Source organism: Microbacterium sp. 4NA327F11, assembly GCF_005503465.1.
Taxonomy (GTDB): Bacteria; Actinomycetota; Actinomycetes; order Actinomycetales; family Microbacteriaceae; genus Microbacterium; species Microbacterium ginsengisoli.
Genome location: NZ_SCOB01000017.1, coordinates 1 through 11,514, shown reverse-complemented (window position 1 = coordinate 11,514; position 11,514 = coordinate 1). Strand labels below are relative to the sequence as shown.

Sequence of the window (11,514 nt, the reverse complement as noted above, 5' to 3'; positions counted from 1 at the left end):
TGTGGGTGGTGTGGTGCGCCCCGGAGCCCGCTCATGCTAACAAAGCGATAGGTCGCCCCCGGACGCTTGACACGGCGTTGTGGATGGCTCAGACGAGCGGGGTGGTGCCCCCGGCATCCGCATCGGGATCGGCCCAGAACGGGGCGTCGAGGGTGCGGGTGAGCTCCTCGAGCATCAGCGCGATCTGCGGCTCGACGTACTCGGCGACCGCGGCCTGGATGCGGATGCGATGGTGCAGAAGGATGCTGCACACCTCCCGGCCGACCATGTTCGCGTAGTCGTCGGCGAGGCCGACCTCCTGTCGAAGCGCGGCCTTGGCCTCGTCCGAGAGAGGCGGCAGGCTCGGGACGTCTCCGTCGGCCTCGGCGGCAAGCCCCGCGATCGTGAACAGGAACGGCATCCCCGGAACGGGGTCGGGGTCCAGCGGCATGCCCTCGAACTCGGGCTCGAGCCCCTCGGTCGGGCGGTAGGTGCGCTCCCGGTTGCGGGCGGCCTGCTGGTCGAGTTCGGCGTTCAGCAGCGGCAGGTTCTTGGCCGTGTAGTCGGCGACCGCGTGATCGACGATCGCCTTGACCCGGGTCGACAGCCCGTGGTGCACGCCGTGCGGCACGTCCGAGCCGAGACCCGCGGCCGACAGCACCGGCGACCCGAAGCAGCGTCGGCACGGTGCGGACCGACCCCGATGCGTCGCCGGCTCCCACCGCGGCAGCCAGCGCAGCCAGGCGTCCACCGCCTGGCTGACCTGTGTCTCGAGCGAACGCTCCACAGGAGAACACGGTAGTGCGCCCGACGCCCACGGTCATGGGGCGCGCGGTGCGGCATCCGATCTGGTCAGCCGCGACGGGGAGTGAACACCCGTACCGACAGCGCGGCGAGCGCCGCCGCGCCCGCCACGACGAGTCCGGGCCAGGATGCCGCGGCCCGCCCGACGGCCGACAACGCCACCGCCGGATCGCTCGAGGCGACGAGCACCCCCGCACCGAGAACCACCGCGTAGGAGAGGAAGGCCGCCGCGACGGCGGCCGGCACCGCCACGACCGCTCGCCCGGGCGGAATGATCACGAGCGCCAGGGCGCCCGCTGCCGCCACGACCGCCAACGCTCCCGGCACCGGTCCGACACCGCCTGCCGACACCACGTCGACATCGGTCAGCAGCGTGCCGAAGCCGAACCCGCAGACCACCAGCGCCACGAACAGCACCGTGGCCATCGCGACCACGAGGCGCCGCGGCATCCGATCGCTCCGGCGGCGATCAGGCCTGGTGCACGAGCTGGGGACCCGCCTCGAGCGTACGCTCGTACTCGGCCTGCGCCTCCTCGTTCAGCGCGGTGATGCGACGTCCGCGGGCCGCGACCCACGCCGCGAACCAGATGGTCAGCTCACGACCGGCGATGAATGCGACGACCGAGAGCGGCGTGAGCACGTTGGCCTCGGCGAGCGTGAGGGTCTGGCGTGCCGTCAGCTGCCAGAACGGCGCATCGATGAGCGCACCCAGCACGACGCCGGCCCACGCGGCCACACCGACGAGGATGCCGAAGATCACCCACAGTCCCCAGCGGGCGCGGTTGAGGATCGCCCCGAGGAACCAGAATGCGACGAAGAACGCGGCGATCGGCAGCCAGAACGACCAGCTCGGCAGCAGCGCCAAGGCGGCGGTGCCGACGTTGCCGAAGTCGACGGTGCGGTCGACGAAACCGCTGATGAGCGTGGCGACGGCCAGCACCACGCCGAACGCGACAGCCGCGATCAGACCGATGCCGCCGGCGGCGGCGCGGTTGCCGCGCGGAAGCGGCGCTTCGGGCGCCTGCACGAAGATCGGGCTCGGCGCGTAGGCGACGGTCGGCGGCTGCTCAGCGAGTGTCGTGGTCTCGGCGGAGTACGCGGCTGCCGGAACATAGGCGGGTTCGGGCGCCGCGGCTGCGGCGGCGACGACCTCGGGACGCTCGTACCACGGGGTCGAGTCCGATGCCGCGGTCTCGGCGACCGGCGCAGGTTCGATGAAGACGGGCTCGGCGGCGGGTTCGACCACGACGGGCTCAGCGGCGACCGGCTCGGCGACGACCGGCTCGGCTGTCGCAGGGGTGTCGGCGGCCGACGCCGGGGCGGCCTCGACGACCGGCGCGGCCTCGGGCGCCGTCTCGACGGAGGCGTCGGAGACCGGCTGCTCCGGTGCGGCGTCGGTGTCCTTCGGGGTGGCGTCGCTCATCAGACCTTGCTCCTCACGCGGACGTGCGTCCGCATGGCGAGGGTACCGCCGCACCCGCGCGACGCGCCGGAACCACACACCTCCCACGCCACACCGCGACACGATCCGGCGACGGTCCGGGTGTGGCGGGCCGAGAGGCGGATGCCGCGGGTTACCCTCCCAGCATGCCCGCCCGCCGTCTGCCCGCCGTCGCCCTCCTGCTCGCGGCCGGACTCGCCCTGGCGGGCTGCGGCAGCTACACCGCACCGCCGCGTGCCGTCACGCCGTCACCCGAGGGCTCGAGCGCGACACCGACCGCCGGCGCGACGCCGGCGCCGACGGCATCCGCTCTGGTCACCCCGAGTCCCGAGCCGTCCGCCACCCCCATCGCGATCCCCACCGACTGCCGGTCTCTGCTCACCGCCGACGTGCTGACCCAGCTCGGCAAGACTCCCCTCAACGACCCGGCCGTCGGCGGCGGAGTGCAGGCCGACGGATCGCTGGTGTGCAACTGGCGGGACCCGAAATCGGACACCACCGGCATCAGCACCCGCATCTCGAAGCTCTCGCAGAGCGACGCGGCCACCCTGTTCGCCACGCTGCAGGTCGACCAGAAGTTCGACTGCTACCCCGAGAACGGCGGCTCACGCTGCGGCAAGACGTGGAAGGACGCCACCTACCCCGTCATGGACGGGCGCACGGTGTTCTGGAAGGACGGCGTGCTGCTCGACACCCTCTGGTCGAACCTCGCCCCCACCGGGTACACCGCCGCGATCGTCGCGCACCTCTGGGGCTGACCGCCCCCTCCCACCCGCCGGCGGGGATGCCGCGGCATCCGCCTACTTCGGCCAGATCTTCGCCGCGAACGCCTCGGTGTAGCCGAGCGGCCGCCAGTTCGTGAAGGTCGTCGACAGCCACGTCTGACCCTCGATGACGTCGTCCTCCGTGACCGCCCCGATCGTGCGGGTGCAGCGGGTGCCCTGACCGAACGGCACGCACTGGAATCCGGTGCTCCCCAGCGCCGCGGTCGCCACCTGCTCGGCACCCACGGTCACCGTCGAGATCGACGTCACGATCTTCTCGGTCCCACCCGGGCCCGTGAACGCGCACGAGAGCTGCACCTGCGGCGAGAGTGCGCCCACGAGGTCCTTCGCCGCGCTCGTCGGTGCATCTTTGGCCTCCACCAGCTGCACGCCCCGACGCAGCGCCACCGACTGCCACAGCGCATCGCCCAGATACGGCCCGCATCCCGTCGTCGGCACGGCAGCCTCGGTCGCATCGACCGTCGGCGACGTCGTCGGACGCGACTGGCCGAGCAGCTGCGACACGAACCCCGAGCCGAACGGCAACGCCGGCAGCGCCAGCACGAGCAGCGCGAGCACCACGGCCACCGACAGCAGCCCGATGATCCACGCGATGACCTCGTTGCGTCCACCCACCCGCGCCATCCGCACCTCCCGCCCCCACGGTACGGACCCCGCGGCCGACACGCCGGAAACGGCGCGCGGCGGAGGCACCCGGAAACGCCGAAGCGCCCCGGCACGAGCCGGGGCGCTTCGGTCGAGACGGATGCCGCGGCATCCGCTCACTCTCAGTTGTAGGTACCGGGAGCGATGTCGTCCGTCGAGAAGCTGTCGTAGTCGACGTAGGTGAAGTCGGCGTCGCTGTACGCGCCGTCCGACGCGAAGATGCGGTTGGGGTACCGCTCGCTCTTCGCCTCCTCCGTGGCCTCCACCGTGACGTTCCGGTACTTCGACAGACCGGTTCCCGCGGGGATGAGCTTTCCGATGATGACGTTCTCCTTGAGACCGACCAGCGGGTCGCGCTTGCCCTCCATGGCGGCCTGCGTGAGCACGCGGGTCGTCTCCTGGAACGACGCGGCCGACAGCCACGACTCCGTCGCGAGCGACGCCTTCGTGATACCCATCAGCTCAGGACGGCCCGACGCGGGACGCTTGCCCTCCGACACCGACTCGCGGTTGATGTCGATGAAGCGACGCGAGTCGACGAGCTCACCCGGCAGGAGTCCGGTGTCGCCGTGGTCGACCACGGTGACCTTGCGGAGCATCTGACGCACGATGACCTCGATGTGCTTGTCGTGGATCGGCACACCCTGCGAGCGGTACACGCCCTGCACGCCGCCGACGAGGTACTTCTGCACCTCGCGGGCGCCCTGCACGCGCATGATCTCCTTCGGGTCGAGCGTGCCGACCTGCAGCGGCTGACCGACGGTCACGTGCTGGCCGTCCTCGACCAGGAGGGTCGCGCGCTTGAGCACCGGGTAGACATGCGGCTCGTCGCCGCTGTCGGGCGTCAGGATGACCTTCTTCTGCTTCTCGGTCTCCTCGATCGTGATGCGACCGTCGGACTCGGCGATCGGCGACGCGCCCTTGGGGGTACGCGCCTCGAACAGCTCCTGGACACGCGGCAGACCCTGCGTGATGTCCTCGGCCGATGCCGAACCACCGGTGTGGAACGTACGCATCGTCAGCTGCGTGCCGGGCTCACCGATCGACTGGGCCGCGATGATGCCGACCGCCTCGCCGATGTCGACGACCTTGCCGGTCGCGAGCGAACGGCCGTAGCACTTCGCGCAGACACCGACGGCCGAGTCGCAGGTGAGCACCGAGCGCACCTTGATGGCGGTGACGCCCGCCTCGACCAGGCTGTTGATGAGCACGTCGCCCACGTCGGAGCCGGCCGGGGCCAGCACCTCACCCGACTCCGAGACCGCGTCGGCGGCCAGAGTGCGGGCGAACACCGAGTTCTCGACGTTCGGGTCCTTGATGAGGACGCCGTCGGCGCCGACCGAGGCGATCGGCAGCTCGAGACCCTTGGTCGTGCCGCAGTCCTCCTCGCGGATGATGACGTCCTGCGAGACATCCACCAGACGACGGGTCAGGTAACCCGAGTCGGCGGTACGCAGAGCGGTGTCGGCCAGACCCTTACGGGCACCGTGCGTCGCGATGAAGTACTCCGCCACCGACAGACCCTCGCGGTACGAGGAGATGATCGGACGGGCGATGATCTCACCCTTCGGGTTGTTCACCAGACCACGCATACCCGCGATGTTGCGGATCTGCAGCCAGTTACCACGAGCACCCGAGGACACCATGCGGTTGATGGTGTTCTCGTCGGGGAAGTTGGCGCGCATCGCCTTCTGCACCTCGTCGGTGGCCTCGGTCCAGATCTTGATGAGCTCGGCGCGGCGCTCCGCGTCGGTCGTCAGACCCTTGTCGTACTGACCCTGCACCTTCGCGGCCTGCTTCTCGTAGCCGGCGATGATCTCGGCCTTGTTCGGCGGGGTGAGAACGTCGCTCAGCGCCACCGTGACGCCCGAACGGGTCGCCCAGTAGAAGCCGGCGTCCTTGATGCGGTCGAGCGAAGCGGCCACCTCGACGTGCGGGTACTCCTCGGCCAGCTTGTTGACGATCTGCGACAGCTTGCCCTTGTCGGCCTGCTCGCGAACGAACGGGAAGCCCTTGGGGAGGGTGTCGTTGAAGATCGCCTGGCCGAGCGAGGCATCCAGCAGACCGTGGCGCTCGTAGCCCTCGGGCGCCTGGCCCTCGAGGAACGTCAGCCCCGGAACGCGGATGCGCACCTTCGCCTGGATGTCGAGCGTGCCCTCGTCCTTCGCGAGGATCGCCTCGCCGACCGAGCCGAACACGCGACCCTCACCGGCGGCGCCCTCCTTGACCGTGGTCAGGTGGTGCAGGCCGATGATCATGTCCTGCGAGGGCAGGGTCACCGGGCGGCCGTCCGACGGCTTGAGGATGTTGTTCGAGGCGAGCATCAGGATGCGGGCCTCGGCCTGGGCCTCGACCGACAGCGGCAGGTGCACGGCCATCTGGTCACCGTCGAAGTCCGCGTTGAAGGCGGCGCACACGAGCGGGTGGAGCTGGATGGCCTTGCCCTCGACGAGCTGCGGCTCGAACGCCTGGATGCCCAGACGGTGGAGCGTGGGGGCACGGTTCAGCAGCACCGGGCGCTCGCGGATGATCTCCTCGAGCACGTCCCAGACCTCGGGACGCGTGCGCTCGACGGCGCGCTTGGCGGCCTTGATGTTCTGCGAGTGCTGCAGCTCGATGAGGCGCTTGATCACGAACGGCTTGAACAGCTCGAGAGCCATCTGCTTGGGCAGACCGCACTGGTGGAGCTTGAGCTGCGGGCCCACGATGATGACCGAACGGCCCGAGTAGTCCACGCGCTTGCCGAGCAGGTTCTGGCGGAAGCGGCCCTGCTTGCCCTTGAGCATGTCGGACAGCGACTTCAGCGCACGGTTGCCCGTGCCCGTGACGGGACGACCACGACGACCGTTGTCGAACAGCGCGTCGACGGCCTCCTGCAGCATCCGCTTCTCGTTGTTCACGATGATCGTGGGCGCACCCAGGTCGATCAGGCGACGGAGACGGTTGTTGCGGTTGATCACGCGACGGTAGAGGTCGTTGAGATCGGATGTCGCGAAGCGGCCACCGTCGAGCTGCACCATCGGACGCAGCTCCGGCGGGATCACCGGCACGACGTCGAGCACCATGGCGGCCGGGCTCATGCCCGTCGACAGGAACGAGTTGACGACCTTCAGGCGCTTGATCGCGCGGATCTTGCGCTGGCCCTTGCCTTCGGCGATCTGCAGGTGGAGGTTGTCGGCCTCGGTCTGCAGGTCGAACTCCTCGAGGCGACGCTTGATCGCCTCGGCGCCCATGTGCGCCTCGAAGTACTGGCCGAAGCGGTCGTAGAGCTCGTTGAAGACCTCGTCCTCGCTCTTGAGCTGGCCGACGGCGAGCGTGCGGAACTCCTCCCACACGCGCTCGAGCTTGGCGATCTGCTCGTCCGCATTCTTGCGGATCGTCGCCATGTCCTTCTCGGCGGCGTCCTTGACCTTCTTCTTCTGGTCGGCCTTCGCACCCTCGGCCTCGAGCGCGGCGAGCTCCTCCTCCAGCTTCGCGAGACGGGTCGCGATGCGGGAGTCACGACGATCGGCGATCGTCTTCAGCTCGTTGCGGATGTGGCCCTCGTGCGTGGGCAGGTCACGGTGACGAGCGTCGTCGTCGACCGAGATGACCATGTACGCGGCGAAGTAGATGACCTTCTCGAGGTCCTTCGGCGCCATGTCGAGCAGGTGCCCGAGACGCGAGGGAACGCCCTTGAAGTACCAGATGTGCGTGACCGGGGCGGCCAGCTCGATGTGGCCCATGCGCTCACGGCGGACGGAGCTCTTGGTGACCTCCACGCCGCAGCGCTCGCAGACGATGCCCTTGAAGCGCACGCGCTTGTACTTGCCGCAGGCGCACTCCCAGTCGCGGGAGGGGCCGAAGATCTGCTCGCCGAAGAGCCCGTCCTTCTCGGGCTTCAGCGTGCGGTAGTTGATGGTCTCGGGCTTCTTGACCTCACCGAAGGACCAACGACGGATGTCGTCGGCGGTGGCCAGGCCGATGCGAAGCTCATCGAAAGTTGTTGCGTCGAGCACGAATTCTCCTGTGTCGAAATTCAGTTCTTGCCTGGCCGGGTTCAGATCTCGTCGATCGACGAGGTCTCGAACCGGGTGGAGATGTTGATGCCGAGCTCCTCCGCCGCGCGGAAGGCGTCGTCATCCGTGTCGCGGAGGTTCACCGCCGTGCCGTCCGCCGAGAGCACCTCGACGTTCAGGCAGAGCGACTGCATCTCCTTCATGAGCACCTTGAACGACTCCGGGATGCCGGGCTCCTGGATGTTCTCGCCCTTGACGATCGCCTCGTAGACCTTCACACGGCCGAGGATGTCGTCGGACTTGATGGTCAGGAGCTCCTGCAGTGCGTACGCGGCGCCGTAGGCCTCGAGGGCCCACACCTCCATCTCACCGAAGCGCTGGCCACCGAACTGCGCCTTACCACCCAGCGGCTGCTGCGTGATCATCGAGTAGGGGCCGGTCGAGCGGGCGTGGATCTTGTCGTCGACCAGGTGGTGCAGCTTCAGGATGTACATGTAGCCGACCGAGATGGGCGCCGGGAACGGCTCGCCGGAGCGGCCGTCGAACAGCGTGGTCTTGCCCGAGCGGTCGATGAGGCGGTCGCCGTCGCGCGTCGGGTTCGTCGAGTCGAGCAGACCCGCGATCTCCTCCTCGAACGCACCGTCGAACACGGGGGTCGCGACCTTCGTGTTCGGCGCGGCCTCGAACGCGGCCTTCGGCAGCTGGGCGGCCCACTCCGGGGTGCCCTCGACCTTCCAGCCCTGCTTCGCGATCCACCCGAGGTGGGTCTCGAGCACCTGGCCGAAGTTCATGCGGCCGGGGATGCCGAGCGGGTTCAGGATTACGTCGACCGGAGTGCCGTCGCGGAGGAACGGCATGTCCTCGACCGGGAGGATCTTCGCGATGACGCCCTTGTTGCCGTGGCGGCCCGCGAGCTTGTCGCCCTCGGTGATCTTGCGCTTCTGGGCGATGTAGACGACGACGCGGCGGTTGACGCCCGAGCCGAGCTCGTCGTCGCCCTCCTCGGCGTTGAACTCCTTGACCGCGATGATCGTGCCCTGCTCACCGTGAGGAACCTTGAGCGAGGTGTCGCGCACCTCGCGGCTCTTCTCGTTGAAGATGGCGCGCAGCAGGCGCTCCTCGGCGCTCAGCTCGGTCTCGCCCTTCGGCGTGACCTTGCCGACGAGGATGTCGCCGGGACGCACCTCGGCGCCGATGCGGATGATGCCGCGCTCGTCGAGGTCCTTCAGCAGGTCGGGGCTGACGTTGGGGAGGTCACGGGTGATCTCCTCCTTGCCGAGCTTCGTGTCGCGGGCGTCGACCTCGTACTCCTCGATGTGGATCGAGGAGAGGGTGTCGTCCTTCACGAGGTCCTGGCTGAGGATGATGGCGTCCTCGAAGTTGTGGCCCTCCCACGTCATGAACGCGACCAGCAGGTTCTTGCCGAGCGCGAGCTCGCCGTTCTCGGTGGCGGGGCCGTCGGCGATGACCTCGCCGGCCTCGATGCGCTCGCCGGCCGAGACGACCACGCGCTGGTTGTACGACGTGCCCTGGTTCGAGCGGTCGAACTTGCGCAGGAAGTAGTCCTGCGTGCAGCCCTCGTCGAGCTGGATGGTGACGACGTCGGCCGACACCTCGAGCACGACACCCGACTTCTGCGCGGTGACCACGTCACCGGCGTCGATGGCCGCGAAGCCCTCCATGCCGGTGCCGACCACGGGCGACTCGCTGCGCACGAGCGGCACGGCCTGGCGCTGCATGTTCGCACCCATGAGGGCGCGGTTGGCGTCGTCGTGCTCGAGGAACGGGATGAGCGAGGTCGCGACCGACACCATCTGGCGGGGCGAGACATCCATGTAACCGATCTCGTCGGCCGGGAACAGGTCGACCTCGCCGCCGTCGCCACGACGGGCGAGGACGCGGTCCTGCGAGAACGTGCCGTCGGCGTTCAGCGGGGTGCTGGCCGGGGCGACACGGAACTCGTTCTCCTCGCTGGCGGTGAGGTAGTCGATCTGCTCGGTGACGCGACCCGCGACGACCTTGCGGTACGGGGTCTCGATGAAGCCGAACGCGTTGATGCGGCCGAAGGTCGCCATACGGCCGATCAGACCGATGTTCGGGCCTTCCGGCGTCTCGATCGGGCACATGCGGCCGTAGTGCGAGGGGTGCACGTCGCGCACCTCGACGCCTGCGCGCTCACGCGACAGACCGCCGGGGCCGAGCGCCGACAGCGTGCGCTTGTGGGTCAGACCCGCGAGCGGGTTGTTCTGATCCATGAACTGCGACAGCTGCGACGTTCCGAAGAACTCCTTGATCGCGGCGACGACGGGGCGCACGTTGATCAGGGTCTGCGGGGTGATGGCCTCGATGTCCTGCGTGGTCATGCGCTCGCGGACGACACGCTCCATGCGGGACAGACCCGTGCGGACCTGGTTCTGGATCAGCTCGCCGACCGCGCGGATGCGACGGTTGCCGAAGTTGTCGATGTCGTCGACGTCGATGCGGATGTCGGCCGGCTTACCGGCGCGCACGCCCTCGAAGGTCTTGTCACCGCGGTGCAGTGCGACGAGGTACTTGATGGTCGCGACGATGTCGGCAACCGTGAGCACCGAGTCGGTGAGCGGCTTGTCGATGCCGAGCTTCTGGTTCAGCTTGTAGCGGCCGACCTTCGCGAGGTCGTAGCGCTTCGGCGAGAAGTAGAAGTTGTCGAGCAGCGCGCGAGCGGCCTCGGCGGCGACCTGCTCGCCCGGACGCAGCTTGCGGTAGATGTCGCGGAGGGCGTCTTCCTTGGTGAGGATGGTGTCCTTCGAGAGCGTCTCGGCGATCGAGTCGAAGCCGGCGAACTCGGTCAGGATGTCCTCGCTCGTGAGGCCCAGGGCCTTGAGGAAGACGGTGACCGACTGCTTGCGCTTGCGGTCGATGCGCACACCCACCTGGTCGCGCTTGTCGATCTCGAACTCGAGCCAGGCGCCGCGGCTGGGGATGACGCGCGCGGACACGATGTCCTTGTCGCTGGTCTTGTCGGCGACCTTGTCGAAGTAGACGCCCGGCGAGCGGACGAGCTGCGAGACGACGACTCGCTCGGTGCCGTTGATGATGAACGTGCCCTTGTCGGTCTGGAGCGGGAAGTCGCCCATGAAGACCGTCTGCGTCTTGATCTCACCGGTCTGGTGGTTCATGAACTCGGCCTCGACGTAGAGCGGGGCGGCGTAGGTCTTGCCGCGCTCCTTGCACTCCTCGATGGAGTACTTCTCGGGCTCGAGGTACGGGTTGGTGAAGCTCAGCTGCATCGTCTCGCTGAGGTCTTCGATCGGCGAGATCTCCTCGAAGATCTCGTCGAGGCCGCTGCGCTCCGGCACATCGGTGCGACCGGCGGCCTTGGCCTCGGCGACCCGCGCCTTCCAGGTGGTGTTGCCGACGAGCCAGTCGAACGACTCGGTCTGCAGCGCCAGCAGGTCGGGGACCGTCAGCGTGTCGTTGATCTTCGCGAACGAGAGGCGCGAAGCCGCGCGTCCGTTCTTGGGGGTGGTGGGGGCGGATGCGTTGGGCGCGGCAGCCAAGGGGTAACCTCCAGAGGCCCGATACGGGGCTCATCGTCCTTGTCGTCAGGTGGAGTGCTCTCTCCCCCGGTCTCGCACCGCACGCCGCTATCTGCGGGGGCACGAGCGCAGCAGCCGACCACCATATGAAGGCAGGGGGAGACAGAGCGCAACTACTGACTATACGTCGTTCTGGGCGACATGTCCAGCACGATTCTTGACGAGTTTCGGTTGCTGCGGTATAACCGCGCGTCGCGCCTCCGCACGCCTCCCCCTCCCCGCCCGTCCTCCGCGCACCCTCGCACCTCACTCAATGCCGCGCGCCCTCGCAGCCCGCCCAATGC

Annotated in this window: 7 protein-coding genes; 1 reads left to right on the top strand and 6 read right to left on the bottom strand. The window is 68.6% G+C overall.

Annotation, left to right across the window (positions count from 1 at the left end; genetic code table 11):
• Positions 1-88 precede the first annotated feature (88 nt).
• The 3 genes from FFS51_RS11145 to FFS51_RS11135 form a co-directional block, all read right to left on the bottom strand.
• Positions 89-766: a spermidine/putrescine ABC transporter substrate-binding protein gene (locus FFS51_RS11145; protein WP_137878386.1), complete on the bottom strand. Its 678-nt coding sequence runs from the start codon at positions 764-766 to the stop codon at positions 89-91.
• A 65-nt stretch (positions 767-831) separates the two neighbouring features.
• Complete coding sequence (locus tag FFS51_RS11140; RefSeq protein ID WP_137878385.1) at positions 832-1,233, bottom strand: DUF6121 family protein; 402 nt, start codon at positions 1,231-1,233, stop codon at positions 832-834.
• Between the two features lie 19 nt (positions 1,234-1,252).
• A complete protein-coding gene (locus FFS51_RS11135; protein ID WP_137878384.1) occupies positions 1,253-2,206 on the bottom strand; it encodes an ABC transporter in 954 nt (317 codons plus the stop codon).
• A 164-nt stretch (positions 2,207-2,370) separates the two neighbouring features.
• Between FFS51_RS11135 and FFS51_RS11130 the strand changes: the two genes are divergently transcribed.
• Complete coding sequence (locus FFS51_RS11130) at positions 2,371-2,982, top strand: hypothetical protein (RefSeq protein ID WP_137878383.1); 612 nt, start codon at positions 2,371-2,373, stop codon at positions 2,980-2,982.
• Between the two features lie 42 nt (positions 2,983-3,024).
• Here FFS51_RS11130 and FFS51_RS11125 read toward each other — a convergent pair whose 3' ends face one another.
• The 3 genes from FFS51_RS11125 to rpoB all read right to left on the bottom strand — a co-directional run bounded on the left by FFS51_RS11125 (position 3,025) and on the right by rpoB (position 11,191).
• Complete coding sequence (locus FFS51_RS11125; protein WP_048809286.1) at positions 3,025-3,633, bottom strand: hypothetical protein; 609 nt, start codon at positions 3,631-3,633, stop codon at positions 3,025-3,027.
• 143 nt (positions 3,634-3,776) lie between these two features.
• Positions 3,777-7,652: a DNA-directed RNA polymerase subunit beta' gene (gene rpoC, locus FFS51_RS11120; protein WP_137878382.1), complete on the bottom strand. Its 3,876-nt coding sequence runs from the start codon at positions 7,650-7,652 to the stop codon at positions 3,777-3,779.
• Between the two features lie 41 nt (positions 7,653-7,693).
• Positions 7,694-11,191: a DNA-directed RNA polymerase subunit beta gene (gene rpoB / locus FFS51_RS11115; protein ID WP_137878381.1), complete on the bottom strand. Its 3,498-nt coding sequence runs from the start codon at positions 11,189-11,191 to the stop codon at positions 7,694-7,696.
• Positions 11,192-11,514: the final 323 nt, after the last annotated feature.